Source organism: Stenotrophomonas sp. FW305-3-2-15-E-LB1 (assembly GCF_058787375.1).
Genome location: NZ_JBYSZR010000004.1, coordinates 83,920 through 106,448, shown reverse-complemented (window position 1 = coordinate 106,448; position 22,529 = coordinate 83,920). Strand labels below are relative to the sequence as shown.

At 66.3% G+C, this 22,529-nt stretch carries 21 protein-coding genes; 14 read left to right on the top strand and 7 right to left on the bottom strand.

The genetic code is table 11. The features are described 5' to 3' along the window. Positions 1-34 precede the first annotated feature (34 nt). From glpK to AC3WL7_RS04840, 3 genes are all read right to left on the bottom strand, one after another. On the bottom strand, positions 35-1,534 hold the full coding sequence (gene glpK, locus AC3WL7_RS04850) for a glycerol kinase GlpK (protein ID WP_492749535.1): 1,500 nt from the start codon (positions 1,532-1,534) through the stop codon (positions 35-37). Between the two features lie 76 nt (positions 1,535-1,610). Next, positions 1,611-3,092 (bottom strand): glycerol-3-phosphate dehydrogenase, encoded by a 1,482-nt coding sequence (glpD, locus tag AC3WL7_RS04845; RefSeq protein ID WP_492749534.1) that lies wholly within the window; start codon positions 3,090-3,092, stop codon positions 1,611-1,613. Positions 3,093-3,224: 132 nt separating this feature from the next. Beyond that, complete coding sequence (locus AC3WL7_RS04840) at positions 3,225-3,854, bottom strand: OmpW/AlkL family protein (protein WP_079223573.1); 630 nt, start codon at positions 3,852-3,854, stop codon at positions 3,225-3,227. Positions 3,855-4,040: 186 nt separating this feature from the next. Here AC3WL7_RS04840 and AC3WL7_RS04835 point away from each other — a divergent pair, with 186 nt between their 5' ends. From AC3WL7_RS04835 to lpdA, 3 genes are all read left to right on the top strand, one after another. Continuing rightward, the gene (locus AC3WL7_RS04835) at positions 4,041-4,556 is read left to right on the top strand and encodes a DNA-deoxyinosine glycosylase (protein ID WP_492749533.1); all 516 of its coding nucleotides are present in this window, start codon (positions 4,041-4,043) and stop codon (positions 4,554-4,556) included. 167 nt (positions 4,557-4,723) lie between these two features. After that, complete coding sequence (aceF, locus tag AC3WL7_RS04830) at positions 4,724-6,436, top strand: dihydrolipoyllysine-residue acetyltransferase (protein WP_079223569.1); 1,713 nt, start codon at positions 4,724-4,726, stop codon at positions 6,434-6,436. 107 nt (positions 6,437-6,543) lie between these two features. Further along, positions 6,544-8,352 carry a dihydrolipoyl dehydrogenase gene (gene lpdA, locus AC3WL7_RS04825; protein WP_313420553.1) on the top strand — a complete coding sequence of 603 codons (1,809 nt, stop codon included), beginning with the start codon at positions 6,544-6,546 and terminating at the stop codon, positions 8,350-8,352. Between the two features lie 359 nt (positions 8,353-8,711). Here lpdA and AC3WL7_RS04820 read toward each other — a convergent pair whose 3' ends face one another. Continuing rightward, positions 8,712-9,530, bottom strand: a complete 819-nt coding sequence (locus tag AC3WL7_RS04820; protein WP_200733151.1) for a hypothetical protein — start codon at positions 9,528-9,530, stop codon at positions 8,712-8,714. A 493-nt stretch (positions 9,531-10,023) separates the two neighbouring features. Here AC3WL7_RS04820 and AC3WL7_RS04815 point away from each other — a divergent pair, with 493 nt between their 5' ends. From AC3WL7_RS04815 to AC3WL7_RS04775, 9 genes are all read left to right on the top strand, one after another. After that, positions 10,024-10,359, top strand: a complete 336-nt coding sequence (locus AC3WL7_RS04815; protein ID WP_079223564.1) for a hypothetical protein — start codon at positions 10,024-10,026, stop codon at positions 10,357-10,359. A gap of 30 nt (positions 10,360-10,389) precedes the next feature. After that, positions 10,390-11,190, top strand: a complete 801-nt coding sequence (gene atpB, locus AC3WL7_RS04810) for a F0F1 ATP synthase subunit A (RefSeq protein WP_079223562.1) — start codon at positions 10,390-10,392, stop codon at positions 11,188-11,190. Positions 11,191-11,261: 71 nt separating this feature from the next. Further along, positions 11,262-11,567: a F0F1 ATP synthase subunit C gene (gene atpE / locus AC3WL7_RS04805; RefSeq protein ID WP_005411133.1), complete on the top strand. Its 306-nt coding sequence runs from the start codon at positions 11,262-11,264 to the stop codon at positions 11,565-11,567. A gap of 106 nt (positions 11,568-11,673) precedes the next feature. Beyond that, entirely contained in the window at positions 11,674-12,144 is a 471-nt protein-coding gene (locus AC3WL7_RS04800; protein ID WP_492749591.1) for a F0F1 ATP synthase subunit B, read from the top strand. 2 nt (positions 12,145-12,146) lie between these two features. Next, positions 12,147-12,674 (top strand): F0F1 ATP synthase subunit delta, encoded by a 528-nt coding sequence (locus AC3WL7_RS04795; RefSeq protein ID WP_079223560.1) that lies wholly within the window; start codon positions 12,147-12,149, stop codon positions 12,672-12,674. A 44-nt stretch (positions 12,675-12,718) separates the two neighbouring features. Then, complete coding sequence (gene atpA / locus AC3WL7_RS04790; RefSeq protein ID WP_492749532.1) at positions 12,719-14,266, top strand: F0F1 ATP synthase subunit alpha; 1,548 nt, start codon at positions 12,719-12,721, stop codon at positions 14,264-14,266. A 78-nt stretch (positions 14,267-14,344) separates the two neighbouring features. After that, complete coding sequence (gene atpG / locus AC3WL7_RS04785; RefSeq protein ID WP_005411129.1) at positions 14,345-15,208, top strand: F0F1 ATP synthase subunit gamma; 864 nt, start codon at positions 14,345-14,347, stop codon at positions 15,206-15,208. Positions 15,209-15,245: 37 nt separating this feature from the next. Next, a complete protein-coding gene (gene atpD, locus AC3WL7_RS04780) occupies positions 15,246-16,652 on the top strand; it encodes a F0F1 ATP synthase subunit beta (RefSeq protein ID WP_079223556.1) in 1,407 nt (468 codons plus the stop codon). A 2-nt stretch (positions 16,653-16,654) separates the two neighbouring features. Next, on the top strand, positions 16,655-17,077 hold the full coding sequence (locus AC3WL7_RS04775) for a F0F1 ATP synthase subunit epsilon (RefSeq protein WP_005411127.1): 423 nt from the start codon (positions 16,655-16,657) through the stop codon (positions 17,075-17,077). Between the two features lie 194 nt (positions 17,078-17,271). Here the strand turns inward: AC3WL7_RS04775 and AC3WL7_RS04770 are convergent, their stop codons facing one another. Further along, positions 17,272-17,658: a GtrA family protein gene (locus tag AC3WL7_RS04770; protein ID WP_492749531.1), complete on the bottom strand. Its 387-nt coding sequence runs from the start codon at positions 17,656-17,658 to the stop codon at positions 17,272-17,274. Between the two features lie 81 nt (positions 17,659-17,739). Between AC3WL7_RS04770 and glmU the strand changes: the two genes are divergently transcribed. Continuing rightward, on the top strand, positions 17,740-19,107 hold the full coding sequence (gene glmU / locus AC3WL7_RS04765) for a bifunctional UDP-N-acetylglucosamine diphosphorylase/glucosamine-1-phosphate N-acetyltransferase GlmU (protein WP_492749530.1): 1,368 nt from the start codon (positions 17,740-17,742) through the stop codon (positions 19,105-19,107). Continuing rightward, positions 19,076-19,609: a GNAT family N-acetyltransferase gene (locus AC3WL7_RS04760; RefSeq protein WP_492749529.1), complete on the top strand. Its 534-nt coding sequence runs from the start codon at positions 19,076-19,078 to the stop codon at positions 19,607-19,609. The genes glmU and AC3WL7_RS04760 overlap by 32 nt, the downstream gene beginning before the upstream one ends. Before the next feature lie 121 nt (positions 19,610-19,730). Here the strand turns inward: AC3WL7_RS04760 and AC3WL7_RS04755 are convergent, their stop codons facing one another. After that, positions 19,731-21,092 carry a sensor histidine kinase gene (locus AC3WL7_RS04755; protein ID WP_492749528.1) on the bottom strand — a complete coding sequence of 454 codons (1,362 nt, stop codon included), beginning with the start codon at positions 21,090-21,092 and terminating at the stop codon, positions 19,731-19,733. Next, positions 21,089-22,435: a sigma-54-dependent transcriptional regulator gene (locus AC3WL7_RS04750; RefSeq protein ID WP_079223546.1), complete on the bottom strand. Its 1,347-nt coding sequence runs from the start codon at positions 22,433-22,435 to the stop codon at positions 21,089-21,091. Before AC3WL7_RS04750 ends, AC3WL7_RS04755 begins: the two co-directional genes overlap by 4 nt. Positions 22,436-22,529 lie beyond the last annotated feature (94 nt).

Sequence of the window (22,529 nt, the reverse complement as noted above, 5' to 3'; positions counted from 1 at the left end):
GCATGGGGTTGCCGGCCAGCGCCCGGCACTACCTTCAATCGACGTGGAAGGCGAGGGTGGCGGCCACGGCCTGCTGCCACCCGGCATACAGCCTCTCGCGTCGCGCCGGGTCCATCTTCGGCTCGAAGCGCTGGTCCAGGCCCCACTGCGCGGCAATCTGCTCGCGGCTTTCCCAGAACCCCACCGCCAGGCCGGCCAGGTAGGCCGCACCCAGTGCGGTGGTTTCGGTCAGCCGTGGCCGCAGCAGCGGTACGCCGAGGATGTCGGCCTGGAACCCGGCCAGGAAATCGTTGCCGATCGCACCGCCATCGGCGCGCAGTTCGCTCAGGGCAATGCCCGCATCGGACTGCATCGCATCGAGCACGTCACGGGTCTGGTAGGCCATCGCCTCCAGTGCAGCACGCACGAAGTGCGCCTTGCTGGTGCCCCGGGTCAGGCCGAACATCGCCCCGCGCACATCGCTGCGCCAGTACGGCGCGCCCAGGCCGACGAAGGCCGGCACGAGATAGACCCCGCCGCTGTCGTCCACCTTCGCTGCCAGTGCCTGGCTGTCGCTGGCGTGGTCGATCATGTGCAGCCCGTCGCGCAGCCACTGCACCACCGATCCGGCGATGAAGATCGACCCTTCCAGCGCATATTCCACGCGCCCGCCGATGCCCCAGGCGATGGTGGTCAGCAGGCCGTTGCGCGAGCGCACCGCCTGCGTGCCGGTGTGCATCAGCATGAAGCAGCCGGTGCCGTAGGTGTTCTTGACCATGCCCGGCTGGAAACAGGCCTGGCCGAACAGCGCCGCCTGCTGGTCACCGGCGATGCCGGCGATCGGGATCGGGTGGTCGAAGAAGAACTGGGGCCGCGTATGCGCGTACACCGCGCTGGAATCGCGCACGCTGGGCAGCATCGCGCGCGGGATGTCCAGCAACGCCAGCAGGTCGTCATCCCATTGCAGGGTGTGGATGTTGAACAGCAGGGTACGCGCGGCGTTGCTGTAGTCGGTCACGTGGGCCTGGCCGCCGCTCAGGTTCCAGACCAGCCAGCTGTCGATGGTGCCGAACAGCAGTTCGCCACGTTCGGCGCGCTGCTGCGCACCGTCCTCGTGGTCGAGGATCCAGCGCACCTTGGTGGCCGAGAAGTAGGCATCGATCAGCAGGCCGGTGCGCTCGCGGATCAGGGCTTCATGGCCATCGGCGCGCAGCCGTTCGCAGATGGCCTGGCTCTGCCGCGACTGCCAGACGATGGCATTGTGGATCGGCTGGCCGGTGGCGCGGTCCCACACCACGGTGGTTTCGCGCTGGTTGGTGATGCCCAGCGCGGCGATCTGCCGCGGGTCGATCTGCTCGCGGCTGAGCAGTTCGGTCATGGTTGCGTAGACGCTGGTGAGGATCTCGCGCGGATCGTGTTCCACCCAGCCCGGCTGCGGGAACACCTGGCTGAATTCACGCTGCGCGCTGCCGACGATGTTGCCGCCGCGGTCGAACAGGATCGCGCGCGAACTGGTGGTGCCCTGGTCGATGGCCAGCACGTAGCGGGGCGTCATGGGGCGTCTCCGGTGGTGGTGTTGGTAGAGTCGAGCTTGCTCGACTGGATCTCGCGTCAGTCGAGCAAGCTCGACTCTACCGTTTCTGCATCCACGCCTGCAGGCGTGCCACCTGCGCTGCATCCAGGCGCAGGCCCAGCTTGCTGCGTCGCCACAGCACGTCCTCGGCACTCCGTGCCCATTCGTGCTGCTGCAGCCACGCCACTTCGCGCGCGTGCAGGCCACCGCCGAAGTCTTCCCCCAGGTCGGCCAGCGCGCTCGCGCCATCGATCAACGCCGCGCTGCGGCTGCCATAGGCTTCGGCCCAGCGCCGGGCGAGCGCAGCGGGCAGCCAGGGGGCGCGCCGCTGCAGCTGCGCCCACGCCGCATCAGCATCACCCCAGTCACTGCCGGGCAGGGCATCGCCGCGTGCCGTCCAGGCTGGGCCCATGCCTGGCAGATGGGCACGCAGCAGATCCAGGGCTTCTTCGGCCAGCACGCGGTAGGTGGTCAGCTTGCCGCCCAGCACGTGCACGGCCGGTGCGCCGCCGCCCTGCAACTGCAGCCGATAGTCGCGGCTCAGCTTCGCCGCCTGCGGATCGGTGGCAGCCAGCAGCGGGCGCACGCCGGCAAACTGCCAGACCACATCGGCGGCGTGGATCGGCTCGCGCAGGTAGCGGTTGGCGGCCGCGCACAGGTACTCCACTTCCGAGGGCAGGACGCTGCAGCGTGCCGGGTCGCCGCGGTAGTCGGTATCAGTTGTGCCCACCAGCAGGTGGTCGTGCGCGAACGGCAGCAGGAACACCACGCGTCCATCCGGCTGCTGCAGCAGGCAGGCACTGTGCGTGGGCCAGGGCCGGCGCAGGACGATATGGCTGCCCTGCACCAGGCGCAGCGCGGGCGAGCCGTCGCCCGGCAGCATGCGCTGCAGCAGGCCACCGGCCCACGGCCCGGCCGCGTTGGCCACGGCGCGGGCCTGCACGGTGTGGGTCTGGCCGTCGCGGTCTTCCAGCGTCGCCCGCCAGTGCGTGGGTGTCTGCTGCAGATCCGTGCAGCGCGTACCAGTGAGGATGCGTGCGCCCCGGCCGGCGGCATCCAGCGCGTTGAGCACCACCAGCCGCGCATCGTCCACCTGTGCGTCGGCATAGCTGAAGGCCTGCTGCAGGTGTGGGGCCAGCCAGCTGCCGAGTGCATCGCCGGGCAGCTGCAGCGAGCGCGAGGCAGGGAAAGCCGGGCTGCGCCGGCCCAGGTGGTCGTACAGCCACAGGCCCGCGCGCAGCATCCAGCGCGGTCGCAGGTGCGGTTCCCACGGCAGCACGAAGCGCAGCGGATGGACCAGGTAAGGCGCCTGCCGGCGCACCGTCTCGCGCTCGCCCAGCGCCTTGCGCACCAGGCCGAACTCGCGTTGTTCCAGGTAGCGCAGGCCGCCGTGGACCAGCTTGCTGCTGGCACTGGAGGTGTGCGCGGCCAGGTCATGCTGTTCGCACAGCAGCACGCGCAGGCCGCGGCCGCTGGCATCGCGGGCGATGCCGGTGCCGTTGATGCCACCGCCGATCACCAGCAGGTCGATTTCGTGCATGGTGCCCCCCAGACGTCAGTAGAGTCGAGCTTGCTCGACTGCCGTGAAAAGCAGTCGAGCAAGCTCGACTCTACAAAACAACAACGGGCCCCGCAGGGCCCGTCGTTTCAACACAGTGGAGCAGGCAACCGCTTAGAAGCGTGCGCCGATGCCGAAGCCCACGGTCCACGGGTCAAGCTTGGCTTCGCCAACCTTCTGGCCGGCAACCTTCAGGTCCGGGCGCGAGTGCATGTAGCGGGCATCGGCGCGGGCGAACCAGGTGGAGTTGATGTTCATGTCCACGCCCACGGTGCCGATGGCACCCTTGGCGTCCTTCAGGCGGATGTCATCGCCACCGGCGAAGTTTTCATTGCTGAAGGCCGACTGGAAGTAACCCACGCCCACGAACGGACGGAACACGTTGTCAGCCTGGCCGAAGTGGTACTGGCCGCTCAGCGCGACCGGCTGCTGCTCGACGCTGCCCAGGCGGGCATTGCCCGGACCCTTGACGCGGTGGTCGAACTTGTCGGCAGCGCCCCACAGCTCAACGGCCCAGTTGTCGTTGACGTAGTAGCTGAAGCTGACGGTCGGCGCCGGGCCGCCGTCGACCTTCTTGATGCCGTCGATCGGGTCATTCTTCGGCTGCAGCAGCGACACGCCGCCAACCACGGCAAAATGCTTGCCCGAGGCGGTGTCGGTGGCGCTGCTGTCCTGCGCGAATGCAGCAGGTGCGAAGGCAGCGGAGGTCAGCAGGGCGAGGCTCAGGATACGGATGGAACGCATGGGGGAATCTCCTGTCGTTTCTTTTTTTGGGCCCCCGGTTGCGGGGCGATGTCACCGTAGTCGCCCCAACATGAATCGAATCCGACGCGCGTTAAAATTTGGTTCTACCTGTTCAGCGGGCAGCGCGAAACCGCTGTTTTATAGGGGTTTTAGGCAGATGCGATCATTCATGCAGTTGGAGGAAACGTGAGCAGCGAAGCGTTGTGCATCGGCCTGCCTGCGCGCGTGGAGGCTGATTGCCGCGTGCTCGTGCTCGGCTCGATGCCCGGTGTCGCGTCGCTGCAGGAACAGCAGTACTACGCGCATCCGCGCAACCGCTTCTGGCCGTTGCTGGGTGATCTGTGCGGGTTCGATCCGGCGCTTGCCTACGAGGCGCGGCTGCGCGCGCTGGCCGGCGCCGGTGTCGGCCTGTGGGATGTGATCGGCCAGTGCCAGCGGCGCGGCAGCCTGGATGCGGACATCGTGCGCGGATCGGAAGTGCCCAATGCGCTGCCCGCGTTGATAGCCGGCCTGCCGCGTCTGCGCCTGGTCGCCTGCAATGGCGGCGCGGCCTGGCAGGCGCTGCAGCGCTGGGTTGTGCCGGATCTGGCGGCAGCGCCGGCCCTGCTCGCGCTGCCGTCCACCAGCCCGGCCAATGCCGCGTGGTCCTTGCCGCGCCTGCGCCAGGCCTGGCAACCGCTGGCTGACGCGCTGGCGACATGAAGCGGACATCGTCGGGACAATACGCTACCGACTGGAAGTGCCCGCAGGCCTTTGGCAACAGCGTGTCCCGGCGGCGTGCGTACTGAAAACACCTGTAACGGTTGGCGCTGGCCCCCTCTGGCCGCACAATAGACGTTTCCCTACACCAGATTGCCGGAGTTATCCCCATGGCCGAAATCAAGGAAGCACTTGTCCCCGATATCGGTGACTACAGCGATATCCCGGTAATCGAGGTGCTTGTCGCCGTCGGCGACACGGTCAAGAAGGACCAGGGCCTGGTGACGCTGGAAAGCGACAAGGCCACGATGGAAGTGCCGTCCTCGGTCGCCGGTGTGGTCAAGGAAATCAAGGTCAAGGTCGGCGACAACCTCTCCGAGGGCAAGGTCGTGGCCCTGATCGAAGTGGCTGAAGGCGAGGCCGCCAAGCCCGCCGCTGCCGCCCCGGCCCCGGCCAAGGCCGCTGCCCCGGCTGCCGCCACCCAGAGCGCCCCGGCCCCGGCCGCTGCTGCGCCGGCCGCCCCGGCTGCCAGCGGCGGTGCCGTTGAAGCGCTGGTGCCGGACATCGGCGATTACACCGACATCCCGGTCATCGAAGTGCTGGTCGCCGTCGGCGATACGGTCAAGAAGGACCAGGGCCTGGTCACGCTGGAAAGCGACAAGGCCACCATGGAAGTGCCGTCCTCGGTCGCTGGCGTGGTCAAGGAACTGAAGGTCAAGGTCGGCGACAACCTGTCGCAGGGTGCCGTGGTTGCCATCATCGAGGCCGAAGGCGCTGCCGCGCCGGCCCCGAGCAAGGCCGCCGCTGCCGCTGCCCCGGCCGCCGCCGAAACCGCCACCAAGGTCGAGCCTGTCGCCGTTCCGGCCCAGCCGGACAAGCTGGCCGCCCGCGAGATCGCCTCGGCCGGCACCCCGGCCAGCCCGCCGGTGCAGTTCAACGCCGATGGCGTGCTGCCGGCCAAGGTGCCGTATGCCACCCCGGCCGTGCGCGTGTTCGCCCGCGAACTGGGCGTGGACCTGCTGCAGATCAGCGGCACCGAGAAGGGCGGCCGCATCACCAAGGGTGACGTGCAGAAGTTCGTCAAGGCCGCGCTCAGCGGTGGCGTGCCGGCCGCAGCCGGTGCTGCCGTCGCCGCCGGTGGTGGCCTGAACCTGCTGCCGTGGCCGAAGGTCGACTTCAGCAAGTTCGGCGAGACCGAAGTGCAGCCGCTGTCGCGCATCAAGAAGATTTCCGGTGCCAACCTCGCCCGCAACTGGGCGATGATCCCGCACGTCACCCAGTTCGAACAGGCCGACATCACCGACCTGGAAGGCCTGCGCGTGGCGCTGAACAAGGAGAACGAGAAGGCCGGCATCAAGCTGACCATGCTCGCCTTCCTGATCAAGGCCAGCGCCGCGGCGCTGAAGAAGTTCCCGGAATTCAACGCCTCGCTCGATGCCAGCGGTGAAAACCTGACCCTGAAGAAGTACTTCCACATCGGCTTCGCCGCCGATACGCCGAACGGCCTGGTCGTGCCGGTCATCCGCGACGTGGACAAGAAGGGCGTGGTGCAGATCGCGCAGGAAACCACCGAACTGGCCAAGAAGGCCCGTGACGGCAAGCTGGGCCCGGCCGACATGAGCGGCGGCTGCTTCTCGATCAGCTCGCTGGGCGGCATCGGCGGCACCGCGTTCACCCCGATCGTCAACGCACCGGAAGTGGCCATCCTCGGCGTCTCCAAGTCCGCCATCCAGCCGGTCTGGAACGGCAAGGAATTCGCACCGAAGCTGATGCTGCCGCTGTCGCTGAGCTACGACCACCGCGTCATCGATGGCGCCCTGGCCGCACGCTTCACCACGTACCTGTCGCAGGTACTGGCCGACATGCGCCGCGTGCTGCTGTAAGGCACCGCTTCGCCCCCACCGTGCGGCCGCTGCCCCCTGGCGCGGCCGCGTGAACAGATGCAGTGACAGCCCGCCGGCGCCGCCGGCCGGGCATGAGGAAAACCACCATGGCCACGATTGAAGTCAAGGTTCCCGACATCGGCGATTACAGCGATGTGCCGGTGATCGAAGTGTTGGTCGCCGTCGGCGATACGGTGAAGAAGGATCAGGGTCTGGTGACCCTGGAATCGGACAAGGCCACCCTGGAAGTGCCGTCCTCGGCCGCCGGCGTGGTCAAGGAAATCAAGGTCAAGCTGGGCGACACCCTGTCCGAAGGTGCCGTGGTCGTGGTGCTGGACGCTGAAGGCGCCGCCGAAGCCCCGGCCAAGGCCGCCGCACCGGCGCCGGCCGCCGCCGCCCCGGCCAGCAAGCCGCCGGTGACCCCGTCGCACCGCGCCCCGGCCGAACCGGCTGCGCCGAAGCCGGCGCTGTCCAGCGGCAAGCCGGCCGACATCGAATGCGAAATGGTGGTGCTGGGTTCGGGCCCGGGCGGCTACACCGCCGCTTTCCGCGCCGCCGACGTCGGCCTGGACACCGTGCTGGTCGAGCGCTACGCCAGCCTTGGCGGCGTCTGCCTCAACGTGGGCTGCATCCCGTCCAAGGCCCTGCTGCACGCCGCAGCGGTCATCGACGAAGTGGCCCATGCCGGTGATTTCGGCGTCGAGTTCGGCAAGCCGACCATCACCCTGGACAAGCTGCGCCAGTACAAGGAAAAGGTCGTCAACCAGCTGACCAAGGGCCTGGCCGGCATGGCCAAGCAGCGCAAGGTCCGCAGCGTGCAGGGCGTCGGCAAGTTCATCTCGGCCAACGAACTGGAAATCACCGCGGCTGACGGCAGCACCCAGCTGCTGCGCTTCCAGAAGTGCATCATCGCCGCCGGTTCGCAGGCGGTGAAGCTGCCCAACTTCCCGTGGGACGACAAGCGCGTGATGGATTCCACCGACGCGCTGGAGCTGGCCGAAGTGCCGGGCTCGCTGCTGGTCGTCGGCGGCGGCATCATCGGCCTGGAAATGGCCACCGTGTATGGCGCGCTGGGCAGCAAGGTCACCGTGGTCGAGTTCATGGACCAGCTGATGCCGGGCGCCGACAAGGACCTGGTCAAGCCGCTGGCCGACCGCCTGAAGAAGCAGGGCATCGAAGTGCACCTGAAGACCAAGGCCTCGGGCGTCACTGCCGATGCCAAGGGCATCACGGTCACCTTTGAAGCCGCCGAGGAAGGCCAGACGCCGGCCCTGGCACAGGGCACCTTCGACCGCGTGCTGGTGGCCGTGGGCCGCTCGCCGAACGGCAAGAAGATCGATGCCGAGAAGGCGGGCGTGCAGGTCACCGAGCGTGGCTTCATCCCGGTCGACCGCCAGATGCGCACCAACGTGCCGCACATCTTTGCCATCGGCGACATCGTCGGCAACCCGATGCTGGCCCACAAGGCCACGCATGAGGGCAAGCTGGCTGCCGAAGTGGCCGCCGGCCACAAGAAGGAATGGGTCGCCCGCGTGATTCCGTCGGTGGCCTACACCAACCCGGAAATCGCCTGGGTTGGCGTCACCGAGACCGAAGCCAAGGCCAAGGGCCTGAAGGTCGGCGTGGCCAAGTTCCCGTGGGCCGCCAGCGGCCGCGCGATCGGCATCGGCCGTACCGAGGGCTTCACCAAGCTGATCTTCGACGAAGAGACCCACCGCATCATCGGTGGTGCCATCGTCGGCGTGCACGCCGGTGACCTGCTGGCCGAGATCGGCCTGGCCATCGAGATGGGGGCCGAAGCCGAAGACATCGGCCACACCATCCATGCCCACCCGACGCTGAGCGAATCGGTGGCGATGGCGTCGGAAATCTACGACGGCACGATCACCGATCTGTACATGCCGAAGAAGAAGTAACGCCTGCGCGTTGCACACGAAAAACCCGGCGAAAGCCGGGTTTTTTGTTTGCGGGAACGTCCGGGGTAGAGTCGACTGTCAGTCGACTATCGCGCGCAGCGCGGGCTTGCATGGGTTCCGGCGAAGGGCAGTCGACTGACAGTCGACTCTACCGGCCGAGCGTGCGCAGCGCGGGTATCCAGGCGGTCCGGCAGAGGGCTAGAGTCGACTGTCAGTCGACTATCGCGCGCAGCGCCGGCTTTCAGCTGTCCCCGCGAAGTGCAGTCGACTGACAGTCGACTCTACCGCTCCCACGCGGCACAAAAAAACGCGGCGCCGGTTGCCCGGGCGCCGCGTTGGAGAGATCGGGTAACGTTCGATCAGAAGGTCAAGCTGATGCCGGCAATCGGACCCTTGAACTCCTGCTTCAGGCCGACCACGCCGTCGCTGCCCTTCTGGTCAACGTCCAGCTTGAACCAGTCGTAGCCGGCGAACACGCCGAAGGTCTCGGTGAAGCGGTATTCGACGATGGCGTTGGCGCGGCTTAGGTCGCCGTCGTAGTCATCGAAGCTGCCCCACTTGGTATTCAGGTACTGGCCCTGGATGTTGATCAGCCAGCGGTCGGCCGGGGTGAAGCTCAGGCGGGCGCCGACCACCGGCGCCACGCCGCTCTCGCTCTCGTCCAGGAAGCGGCCGTTGTAGACGTTGCCCAGGTCGGCAAAGCCCTTGGCGCTGACCTTGGCCCATTCGGCACCCAGCTGCAGGCCGAGGTCGAACTTTTCGGTGTCCACCACCGAGTAGTCATACACCAGGCTGGCGACCTGGTACTTCAGCTCGGCCTTGACGAAGCTGCCTTCCGGAACGTTGATCTGGCCGAAGGCGATGCCGTCATCCAGCGTCTCGCGGCGGTCCTTGTCCCACTTGAAGTAGTCGAAGATCAGGCGCTGGCGGTCGCTGACGCGGAACACGCCGTCAATGCGCGGCTCCCATTCCTTGCCGCCCATCTTGAAATCTTCGCTGACATTGACGTCCTGGCCGGCGACAGTGGTGTTGCCGCGGATGGTGTTGTCGTTCTCGATGTTCATCGCACCCACGCGCAGCGTGAAGCGCGGATCGCCTTCCGCAGCGTGGGCAGCATTGGCAAACGACGCGCCGGCGGCGAGCAGCGAGAGGGCGAGCAGGGTGGGTACGGGGCGCATCGCAGAGTCCTTGCAGTGGTTAATTCGGAATGAAGGCCACTGTGCCGGACGTGCACGTCCACCCTACGTGAACGTATGGTCCACGTTGCGTGGACGGTTCAGCGCCGTCATGCCGCTGCAAAGAAGATGGCCCCGGAGCGGACTACGGGGCCATCCTGGGACCTGCGGGGCGAAGCGTCGACGAGGTTGCTGCAGGCAGGTCGAAAGGTAGGACAGGGCGCGCGCGGGAAAGTTCCGCAGCCTGCGACCAAAGTTGAATGCGCTGCGCTGCAGCATGGTGCGGACGCTATTGTCCCCCCTGTGGGCCGTAAAAATCCTGCCGATTCGGCAACTTGCGGCTCCGGGGATGAACAGGCAGCGGTTGTCTCACAAATTGTCCCATTGCTATAATTTGGCGGCTCGATGAGGCACGCACGCTGTAACGGCCTCCGCCCTTCACAAGAACCATGTGGGACATCCTGTGCTGAACTCCGTTGAAGCGGGTCGGCGACTGATGCTGCGCGCCGCGGTCTATCCGCTGGTCGCAGTGGCTGTCCTGGCTCTGGCATTCCTGCTGCTGGCGGGGCAGAAGGCCGCACTGGGTGCGCTGCTGTCCGGCGTGGCGGTCTCGGCCGGGGGGTGGGTTGCGGCGCGGATGGCACTGAGTGGGGGTGCGGTCGCGGCAGGTTCGGCGATGGCTCGCCTGATCATTGCGGTAGTTGCGAAGTGGGCAGTCGTTTTCGGCGTCCTGCTGGCGGGTTTCCTGGTCTTCAAGCTGCCTGCACTGGCGCTGTTGGCCGGTATCGCCGTCGGTTTGATGTTCCAGGTCCTGGCTCTGGCCAGGCGTTGATAGAATTCAATTAACTAAGGTTCCGGACACATGGCGGGCGAGGCTCTAACCCCTACCAGCTACATCCAGCATCACCTGCAGAACCTGACCGCACCGGTCGGCAACGGCGAAGGGATGTTCTGGCACATCCACGTCGACACCTTCCTCACCGCCGTCCTGATGGGCCTGGTGATCGTGGTCGCGTTCTGGATGGGTACCCGCAAGGCCACCGCCGGCGTGCCAGGCAAGTGGCAGGCGTTCGTGGAAATCTGCCTGGAGTTCGTTGACCGCCAGGCCAAGGACACCTACCACGGCAAGAGCAAGCTGGTCACGCCGATCGCCATCACCATCTTCTTCTGGATTCTGCTGATGAATCTGCTGAAGATGATCCCGGCCGATTTCATCGCCAAGCCGCTGGAAATGGCCGGCGTGCACTACTGGAAGCCGGTGCCGACCGCTGACGTCAACGCCACCCTGGGCATGGCCTTCAGCGTGTTCTTCCTGATGCTGTTCTTCGCGCTGAAGTCGAAGGGCCTGCTGGGCTTCATCAAGGAATTCCTGACGGCGCCGTTCGGCAAGTGGATGATGCCGTTCAACCTGATCCTCAACATCGTCGAGTGGCTGAGCAAGCCGATCTCGCTGGCGATGCGACTGTTCGGCAACATGTTCGGCGGCGAAATCGTGTTCCTGCTGATCTGGGTGCTGGGTGGTGCCGGTTTCTTCGGTGCCATTGCCGGTGGTGCATTCGGTCTGGGCTGGATGCTGTTCCACCTGCTGGTGATCCCGCTGCAGGCCTTCATCTTCATGATGCTGTCGATCGTGTACCTGAGCCTGTCGGAAGACGCTCACTGAGTTTCAAGCTTCAACCAGTTTCACCTTCATCCGTTTCATCACCCTTAGCAACTTAGTTCCTGGAGATAACCATGTACTTCGCCGTCCTGACCAACTTCGCGCAGATTCAGAGCTCCACCGCCCTTGCCGTCGGCATCATGATCGGCCTGGCCGCGCTGGGCGCTGGCCTGGGTCTGGCCATCATGGCTGGTAAGTTCCTGGAGTCGGCCGCCCGCCAGCCGGAACTGATCCCGGTCCTGCAGGTCCGCATGTTCATCACCGCCGGCCTGATCGACGCCGCGTTCATCATCTCGGTCGCTGTCGGCCTGCTGCTGGCCTTCGCCAACCCGCTGTCGGCTGCCTTTGCTGGCGCCGTCACCAAGGCTCTGGCCGGCTGATACAGCGGTTTGAGACGACCGGGTGCTGATGCACCCGGTTTCGGATGAAGGCCGGATGCGCCGCTTCGGCGGCGCGTCCACCCCGAAACCAGCGATCGAGCTAACCATGAATATCAATTTCACCCTTCTTGCGCAGGCGCTCGCCTTCGCTGGTCTGATCTGGATCATCGCGACCAAGATCTGGCCGCCGCTGATGAACGCGATCGAAGAGCGCCAGCAGAAGATCGCTGAAGGCCTCGCTGCTGCCGACCGCAGCCAGAAAGATCTGGCCCAGGCGCAGGAGAAGGTCAACGAAGCGCTGAAAGAAGCACGCACCAAGGCCAACGAGATCATCGACCAGGCCCACGCGCGCGCCAACCAGATCGTTGATGCTGCCCGTAACGAAGCAATCACCGAAGCCACCCGTCAGAAGGAACTGGCCCAGGCTGAAATCGAGGCCGCCGCCAACCGTGCCCGTGAAGATCTGCGCAAGCAGGTGTCCGCGCTGGCCGTGACCGGTGCCGAAAAGCTGCTCAAGCGCGAAATCGACGCCAACGCCCACAAGGCGCTGCTCGACGAGCTGGCCTCGGAGATCTAAGGATGAGCCAGGCCCTCACGCTTGCCCGCCCGTACGCCCGCGCCGCCTTCGCGACCGCGCGTGACGAAGGCACGTTCGCGCCGTGGTCGGACGCCCTGGCGTTCTCCGCCCACGTCGCCGCCGACCCGCGCGTGGCGGCCCTGCTCGCCAACCCGGAGCTGGGTCGCGACGAAGCCGTCGCACTGCTGGCACCGGAAACCCACGGTGAAACCTACTCGCGTTTCCTCGCCGTGCTGGCCGAATCGCATCGTCTGCCGCTGCTGCCGGAAATCGCTGGCATGTTCGACGCCCTGCGCGCCGAAGCCGAGCACGTGGTCAAGGCCACGGTGACCTCGGCGGCCGAACTGTCGGCCGGTGAGCTGGACGCGATCAAGGTCGCACTGCGCAAGCGCTTCAACCGCGAGGTCGACGTGACCACCGCGGTCGATGCCTCGCTGATCGGCGGTGCCGTCATCGACGCCGGCGACGTGGTCATCGATGGTTCGCTGAAGGGCAAGCTGGCCCGTCTGCAGACCGCGCTCGCTAACTGAATTCATTTAACGTCCGGCCCCGCTGCCGGCACTAGGACTTGACGATGGCAACCACGCTCAACCCCTCCGAAATCAGCGAACTGATCAAGAACCGCATCGAGAAGGTCAAGCTGGCCGCGGAATCGCGCAACGAAGGCACCGTGACCAGCGTGTCCGACGGCATCGTGCGCATCTTCGGTCTGGCCGACGTGATGCAGGGCGAAATGATCGAACTGCCGAACAACACCTTCGCCCTGGCCCTGAACCTGGAGCGCGACTCGGTCGGCGCCGTGGTCCTGGGTGACTACGAGCACCTGCGCGAAGGCGACGTCGCCAAGACCACCGGCCGCATCCTGGAAGTGCCGGTCGGTCCGGAACTGCTGGGCCGCGTCGTGAACGCGCTGGGCGAGCCGATCGACGGCAAGGGCCCGCTGGGCACCGACCTGACCGCTCCGGTGGAGCGCGTTGCTCCGGGCGTGATCTGGCGCAAGTCGGTCGACCAGCCGGTGCAGACCGGTTACAAGTCGGTCGACTCGATGATCCCGATCGGCCGTGGCCAGCGCGAGCTGATCATCGGCGACCGCCAGACCGGCAAGACCGCGATGGCCATCGATGCGGTGATCAACCAGAAGGGCACCGGCATCAAGTGCGTGTACGTTGCGATCGGCCAGAAGGCTTCGACCATCGCCAACATCGTGCGCAAGCTGGAAGAAAACGGCGCACTGGCCCACACGGTCGTCGTTGCCGCCACCGCTTCCGAATCGGCTGCCATGCAGTACATCAGCGCCTACTCGGGCTGCACCATGGGTGAGTACTTCATGGACCGCGGCGAAGACGCGCTGATCGTGTACGACGATCTGTCCAAGCAGGCCGTGGCCTATCGCCAGATCTCGCTGCTGCTGAAGCGCCCGCCGGGCCGTGAAGCCTACCCGGGTGACGTGTTCTACCTGCACTCCCGTCTGCTCGAGCGCGCAGCCCGCGTGTCCGAGGAATACGTCGAGAAGTTCACCGAAGGCAAGGTCACCGGCAAGACCGGTTCGCTGACCGCGCTGCCGATCATCGAAACCCAGGCCGGCGACGTGTCCGCCTTCGTTCCGACCAACGTGATCTCGATCACCGACGGCCAGATCTTCCTGGAAACCGACCTGTTCAACGCCGGCATCCGCCCGGCCGTGAACGCCGGTATCTCGGTGTCGCGCGTCGGTGGCTCGGCCCAGACCAAGATCATCAAGAAGCTGTCGGGCGGCATCCGTATCTCGCTGGCCCAGTACCGTGAGCTGGCTGCGTTCGCGCAGTTCGCCTCGGACCTGGACGAAGCGACCCGCAAGCAGCTGGAGCGTGGCCAGCGCGTCACCGAGCTGATGAAGCAGAAGCAGTACGCGCCGATGTCGATCGCCAACCAGGCGCTGTCGATCTACGCCGTCAACGAGGGTTACCTCGACGACGTGCCGGTCAACAAGCTGCTGGCGTTCGAAGAAGGCCTGCACGCCCACTTCGCCAACACCCAGGGCGAGCTGGTCAGCAAGGTCAACGCCACCGGCGGTTGGGACAACGACATCGAAGGTGCCTTCAAGAAGGGCATCGCCGAGTTCAAGACCACCGGCAGCTGGTAAGACAGACGTGTGGCGGGGCCTGGCCCCGCTACACCGTTGATTGCAGCGGGGCATCGCCCCGCTCTACGGGAATCAAAGATGGCAAGCGGACGCGAAATCAAAACCAAGATCAAGAGCGTGCAGAACACCCGCAAGGTGACGCGCGCCCTGGAAATGGTCTCGGCCTCCAAGATCCGCAAGGCGCAGGATCGGATGAAGACCTCGCGTCCGTACGCGCAGGCGATGAAGCAGGTGATCGGCCACCTGGCCCAGGCCAGCACCGATTACCAGCATCCGTTCCTGGTCGAGCGCGAGCAGGTCAAGCGGGTCGGGTTCATCGTGATCTCCTCCGATCGCGGCCTGGCTGGCGGCCTCAACAACAACCTGTTCCGCAAGATGCTGGGCGAAGCCAAGGCATGGCAGGACAAGGGTGCTGAAGTGGACCTGGTGACCATCGGCCAGAAGGCATCGACCTTCTTCCGCCGCGTGAAGGTCAACATGGTCGGCAGCGTGACCCACATCGGCGACGTGCCGAAGCTGGAATCGCTGATCGGTGTGATCAAGGTCATGCTCGACGCCTTCACCGAAGGCAAGATCGACCGCGTGTACCTGGTCTACAACCGCTTCGTGAACACCATGGTGCAGAAGGCCAGCTTCGATCAGCTGCTGCCGCTGCCGCCGGCTGAAAAGCAGGTCGCTCACCACGACTGGGATTACCTGTACGAACCCGATGCCGCGACCGTGCTCGAGCACGTGATGACGCGTTACATCGAATCGCTGGTGTACCAGGCACTGCTGGAAAACGTCGCCTCCGAACATGCCGCACGCATGGTCGCGATGAAGGCGGCGAGCGACAACGCCAACAAGCTGATCGGCACCCTGCAGCTCGTCTACAACAAGGCGCGCCAGGCAGCGATCACCCAGGAAATCTCCGAAATCGTCGGCGGCGCGGCAGCAGTCTGACCGCGTTCGTTCAAAGCACACATTAGAGGATGCAGCAATGAGTCAGGGCAAGATCGTTCAGATCATCGGCGCGGTCGTCGACGTCGAATTCCCGCGTGAGTCGGTGCCGAAGGTGTATGACGCACTGAAGGTCGAGAACACCGAAATCACCCTCGAAGTCCAGCAGCAGCTGGGCGACGGCGTGGTGCGTACCATCGCCCTCGGTTCCACCGACGGCCTGAAGCGCAACCTGGTGGCCGTCAACACCGACCGCGGCATCTCCGTGCCGGTCGGCGCTGGCACCCTGGGCCGCATCATGGACGTGCTGGGCCGTCCGATCGACGAAGCCGGCCCGGTGGCCGCCAGCGACAGCTGGGAAATCCACCGCGCGGCCCCGTCGTACGAAGACCAGTCCCCGGCCACCGAGCTGCTGGAAACCGGCATCAAGGTCATCGACCTGATGTGCCCGTTCGCCAAGGGCGGCAAGGTCGGCCTGTTCGGCGGCGCCGGCGTCGGCAAGACCGTCAACATGATGGAACTGATCAACAACATCGCCAAGGCGCACAGCGGTCTGTCCGTGTTCGCCGGCGTGGGTGAGCGTACCCGTGAGGGCAACGACTTCTACCACGAAATGAAGGACTCCAACGTCCTCGACAAGGTGGCGATGGTGTACGGCCAGATGAACGAGCCGCCGGGCAACCGTCTGCGCGTCGCCCTGACCGGCCTGACCATGGCCGAGTACTTCCGCGACGAGAAGGACGAAAACGGCAAGGGCAAGGACGTCCTGCTGTTCGTCGACAACATCTACCGCTACACCCTGGCCGGTACCGAAGTCTCGGCACTGCTGGGCCGTATGCCGTCCGCCGTGGGTTACCAGCCGACCCTGGCCGAGGAAATGGGCGTCCTGCAGGAACGCATCACCTCGACCAAGAACGGTTCGATCACCTCGATCCAGGCCGTCTACGTTCCCGCGGATGACCTGACCGATCCGTCGCCGGCGACCACCTTCGCCCACCTGGATTCGACCGTGACCCTGTCGCGTTCGATCGCCTCGCTGGGTATCTACCCGGCCGTCGATCCGCTGGACTCCACCAGCCGCCAGATGGACCCGCTGGTCATCGGCCACGAGCACTACGACACCGCCCAGCGCGTCCAGCAGACCCTGCAGAAGTACAAGGAACTGAAGGACATCATCGCCATCCTGGGCATGGACGAACTGTCCGAAGAAGACAAGCAGGCCGTGTCGCGCGCCCGCAAGATCGAGCGCTTCTTCAGCCAGCCCTTCCACGTGGCCGAAGTGTTCACCGGTTCGCCGGGCAAGTACGTGTCGCTGAAGGACACCATCCGTGGCTTCAAGGCCATTGTCGATGGCGAGTACGATCACCTGCCGGAGCAGGCGTTCTACATGGTCGGCAGCATCGAAGAAGCGGTCGAGAAGGCCAAGAAGATGGCTGAGAAGGCCTGATCATGAGCACCATCCGTTGCGACATCGTCAGCGCCGAGCAGGAAATCTTCCGTGGTGAAGCGACTCTGGTCGTGGCTACGGGTGAGCTCGGCGAACTGGGCATCGCGCCCAAGCACGCACCGCTGATCACCCGCCTGAAGCCGGGCAAGGTGGTGGTGACCACGCCGAACGGCGAGCAGCTGGATTTCGCCATTTCCGGCGGCATCCTGGAAGTGCAGCCGCAGGTGGTCACCGTGCTGGCCGACACCGCGATCCGCGCGCAGGACATCGACGAAGCCTCGGTCCGCAAGGCCAAGGAAGAAGCCGAGCGCATCCTGGCCAACCGCGGTGAAGCCATGGAAGTGGCCGAGGCCCAGCAGAAGCTGGCCGAAGCCGTGGTGCAGCTGCAGGCGCTGGAGCGCCTGCGCAAGACCCTCAAGCACTGAGGTTCGCGCCACCCCGCAGAAACGCCGGCCATGTGCCGGCGTTTTTGTTTGTGCCGTCAGCGTTGGTAGAGTCGACCGTTGGTCGACTGCTCTTCCGGATGACCCGCGAAAACCCCGCGCTGCGCGCGATAGTCGACCAACGGTCGACTCTACCGGGTAGGTTTTCCCGCGGCCTCGACGGGTAGAGCCGTCCGTCAGCGATACACCACGTAGCGCATCAACAGGAACGACACGCCGGCCAGGCCGCCTTCCACCAGCGGCTTGGCCAGCCAGGCGTATTCCAGCCCCAGCGCGTGGTCGGCGGTAGACACCAGCAGCGTGCTCGCTGCGGTCAACAGCAGCCACAGTGGCAGGAAGCGGGCAAAGCGATGCCAGCCCAGGCGCTGCCGGCCCTGCGCATCGGCGAAGGTGATCCGCCCGTTCAACCAGAAACCCAGCAGCATGCCGGCCACGCGCCCGGCGATGTTGCCCGACACCACCGGCATGCCCGCCGCCGTCAGGGCGACAAACACCAGCCAGTCCAGCAGCAGCTGCAACAGGCCGATGATGATGTAGGCGCTTCCCTGGCGGAGCAGGCTCATGGCGGCAATACAGACGGGTAGGCCGCCATGTTAACGGCCGACGCTCTAGAATCACCGGCAACGAACCACGGACCGCTGCCCATGACCCAAGCCCTGCACGTCATCATCCTCGCCGCCGGCGCCGGCAAGCGCATGAAATCCGTGTTGCCCAAGGTGCTGCAGCCGATCGCCGGCCAGCCGATGCTGGCCCACGTGATCGCCGCGGCGCGGGAACTGCAGCCGTCCGCCATCCATGTGGTGTACGGGCATGGCGGAGAAGCCGTCCGCCAGCGCTTCGCCGACCAGACCGACCTGCTGTGGGCCGAACAGGCGCAGCAGCTGGGCACCGGCCATGCCGTGGCCCAGGCCATGCCGGAGGTGCCCGATGCCGCGCAGGTGCTGGTGCTGTACGGCGACGTGCCGCTGATCCGTGCGGACACGCTGCGCCACCTGCTGGCCCAGCCAGGCCGCCTGGCGGTGCTGGTGGCCGAGGTCGACGACCCGACCGGGTACGGCCGCGTGCTGCGCGACGCCGAAGGCCGGGTCGGTTCGATCGTCGAACAGAAGGATGCCAACGACGACCAGCTGCGCGTGCGCACCATCAACACCGGCATCATCGCCGCCGAGTCGACCGCGCTGCGCCGCTGGCTTTCGCAGCTGTCCAACAGCAACGCGCAGGGCGAGTACTACCTGACCGATGTGTTCGCCTTCGCCGCACACGAGTACACCCCGGCGGAGATGGCGCTGGTGTCCGATGCGCAGGAAGCCGAAGGCGCGAATGATCCGTGGCAGCTGTCGCAGCTGGAACGTGCCTGGCAGCGCCGCGCGGTGCGTGCCCTGTGCACGCAGGGCGCACGCGTGCTCGATCCGGGGCGCCTGGATATCCGCGGCGAGGTCACGGTCGGCAGCGACGTGCTGATCGATGTCGATGTGATCCTCGAAGGCAAGGTGGAGCTGGCCGATGGCGTGACCGTCGGCCCGTTCACCCGCTTGAAGGACGTGCGCCTGGGGCCGGGCACCGAAGTGCGCGCGCACTGCGACCTGGAAGGCGTGGTGACCGAAGGCGCGGCACAGATCGGCCCGTTCGCGCGCCTGCGCCCGGGCACCGTGCTGGCCGACGGCGTGCACGTGGGCAACTTCGTGGAAACCAAGAAGGTCACCTTGGGCGTGGGCAGCAAGGCCAACCACCTGACCTACCTGGGCGATGCGGTGATCGGCAGCAAGGTGAACATCGGCGCGGGCACCATCACCTGCAACTACGACGGGGTGAACAAGTCGACCACGACCATCGGCGACCAGGCCTTCATCGGTTCCAACAGCGCGCTGGTGGCACCGGTGACGATCGGCCAGGGCGCGACCATTGCGGCCGGTTCGGTCATTACCCGCGATGCGCCGGACGGCAAGTTGACCCTGGCCCGCGCACGACAGGAAACCATCGATGGCTGGAAGCGGCCGGTCAAGAAGTCCTGAGCCGCGGCTGGCACGCGCCGATGAACTCGGCGCGCTGCCGGCCATCGAGCAGCGTGCCGGCGAACTGCTGCGTGGGCATCCGGCATATCCGGCTTTCGCCGGCCATGGCCTGGATCAGGCCAGCCTGAGCGCAGGCCTGCAACGCGGGCAGGTGTGGGTGGTGGAGGCGCCAGACGGTGCCATTGCCGGCTATCTGCTGGGCGGCCGTCTTGATGATGCATTCCACATCCTGCAGATGGATGTGGACCCGGAGCACGCGCGACGTGGGCACGGCCGGGCACTGCTGCGGCATGCATTGGCCGAGGCCCGGGCGAGTGGGCTGTCCGCGGCGGTACTGACCACGCTGTCCGATGTGCCGTGGAATGCGGACTTCTACGCCAGCGAGGGCTTCGTGGTGGTGCCGCCCCCGCACTGGAGCACCGGCCTGCGGGCGGTGATGGCCGAAGAAGCGGCGCTGGGTTTCCCGATGCACCTGCGGGTGGCGATGCGGCGTGTCTGGTAGCGGCCGACCTTGGTCGGCCTATCCACGCATGGCGTGGATCTACTGGGAATGTCCGCCAAGGTAGCGCCGGGCCATGCCCGGCGGCAGTAGATCCACGCCATGCGTGGATGCGGCCAACCGATCAACCCACCGGCAGCAGGATCGACACGCACAACCCGCCGTCACTGCGGTTCTGCAGCGATACGCGGCCGCCGTGCGCTTCAACGATTTCGCGGGTCAGCGCCAGACCCAGGCCGGTGCCGTTGCGCTTGGTTGAATAGAACGGCATCAGCGCGTTCTGCAGCACCTGTTCGTTCATGCCCTTGCCGCGGTCCAGCACGTCCAGGCGCAGCCACTGCGGCAGCCGCGTCAGCTGCACCTGCACATCGTCGTTGGGCGGGTCGGCTTCGGCGCAGGCTTCGTGTGCGTTCTTCAGCAGGTTCAACAGCGCCTGGCCGAACTGGGCGATGTCGATGCGGCTGCTCAGCGTCTCGTCCGGCTCGCGGTCCATGCCGAAGGGAATCTGCTGGCGCAGGCTGGACAGGAACGGTGCCCAGTGCACGGTCTGCAGCTGCGGCTGCGGCAGTTTGGCAAAACGCGCATAGCCGCGGATGAAGCCTTCCAGGTGGCGCGCGCGATCCTCGATGGTGCTGAAGATCTCCGGCAGGCGGTCGAAGCGTTCGCGCTTGACCAGCTCGCCACCGGAATGGGCCAGCGAGGCAATCGGTGCCAGCGAGTTGTTCAGTTCATGGCTGATCACCCGGATCACCTTCTTCCAGGTCTGCACTTCCTGGCGGCGCAGTTCGGCGGTCAACTGGCGCACCAGCAGCAGATCGTGCGGGCGACCATTCAGATGGAACGCGCGCCGCGACAGGTGGTAGACCTGTTCGTCATCCTCGTCGGGCTCGACGCCGTCCTCCACTTCCGCACGCACCGCGAACAGGCTGTCGCCACCCCGCGCGATGGCATCGCGCAGTTCCACCGGCAGCTGTTCCAGTACCTCTTCCATGCGCTGGCCTTCCAGCTTCCAGCCACCGTGCAGCAGCTTGCGCGCCGCCAGGTTGGAAAACACCACGCGGGAAATGCCGTCGCCACCGGCGGCGATCAGCAGCATCGCCACCGGCGTGTTCTGCACCATGGTGTCCAGCAGCAGCTCGCGCTGCACCAGGCCCTGGCGCTGCTCGCGCAGCACGTCGCCCAGCTCGCGGTGTGCCTGCACCAGGTCGCCCAGCTCGTCGTTGCCCGGCCAATACACACCGAAGTTGAACTCGCCATCGCGGTAGCTGCTGGTGGTGCCGGCCAGGGCACGCATCAGCGATCGCACCGGTGCCGTGGCACGGCGCAGCGACCACCACATCAGCGACAGCAGCACGACCGAGGAGATCGCCGTCACCCACCAGCCGTGGTTCATCCAGTAGGCCAGCAGCCACGGCAGCGCGGCCGCCAGCGCCAGCACCGGCAGCAGGCGCAGGAACAGGCGGAAGGTGAATGAGCGCCGTTTCATTCGCGCGGGATGCCGTGGCGGTCCATGCGGCGGTACAGCGCCTGGCGGCTCAGGCCCAGCTCGGCCGCCGCCTGGGCGATGACGCCGTGGTTGCGGGCCAGCACGTCCTCGATGCGCGCGCGGTCGGGATCGTTGCCGGTGCTGGGCGCCGGTCGCGGTGCGGCCGGGGCACGCGGCAGGTTGAGGTCGGCCACCTCGATGCGGTTGCCGCTGGCCAGCAGCTCGGCGCGCTGGATCACGTTGCGCAGCTCGCGCACGTTTCCCGGCCACGGGTGCCGCTGCAGTGCGGCGGCGGCAGCGGTGGACAGCGGCTTGCCGGCCGTAAGGAAACGCTCGGCCAGCGGTACGATGTCGCCCGCACGCTCGGCCAGCGGCGGCAGCGCCAGTTCCACCGTGTTGAGGCGGTAATAGAGGTCTTCGCGGAAGCTGCCATCGCGGATCATCGCCGGCAGATCGGCATTGGTGGCACTGACCACCCGCACCTTGACCTGGCGCTCGCGGTTGGAGCCCAGGCGCTCGAAGCGGCCGGTTTCCAGTACGCGCAGCAGCTTCATCTGCCCGCCCAGCGACAGGTTGCCGATCTCATCCAGGAACAGCGTGCCGCCATCGGCGGCTTCGAACTTGCCCTCGCGCGCCTTGTTGGCACCGGTGTAGGCACCGGCTTCGGCGCCGAACAGTTCGGCCTCGATCAGTTCGGAGGGCAGGGCACCGCAGTTGACCGCGACGAACGGGCCCTTGGCCACCAGCGAGTTGGCCTGGATGATCTGTGCGATCTTTTCCTTGCCGGCGCCGTTGGGGCCGGTGATCAGCACCGGCAGCTCCGAGCGCGCGACCTGGCAGGCCAAGGCGATGACGCGCTCGCTGGCGGGATCGGCGAACACCGCGCCGCACAGTTCGTACTTTTCTTCCAGCGCGTTGCGCTGGCGTTCCTCGCGTGCGCGCCGCTGGTCCAGCTCGCGGCGGGCTTCGGACAGTTCCAGCAGGTTGTTGACCGTAGTCAGCAGCTTGCGGTCATCCCAGGGCTTGGCCAGGTAATCGGCGGCGCCGGCCTTGACCAGGTCCACCGCGCTGCTCAGGTGGGTCCACGCGGTCAGCAGGATGACCGGCAGGTCGGGATGGCGCGCGCGGATCTGCGCGAACAGGGCCTCGCCTTCCTCGCCGGAGGTGGTGTCCTCGGTGAAATTCATGTCCTGGATGACCAGGTCGACCGCGTGGCTCTCCAGCATTGCCAGGCCATCGGCCGGGCTCTGCGCCTGCAGCGTGTCGATGTCATGCAGGGAAAACAGCACGTCCAGCGCGGTGCCGACGCTGGCGTTGTCATCGATGATCAGGATCGCAGGCATGGACGCATTCTGGAAAAGGGATGGGCAGCGCCGAGAGAGCCGTGAACGGCCAGCGCCACCCATCAAGCATAGCCAAACCGGTGGCCCCGCAGGG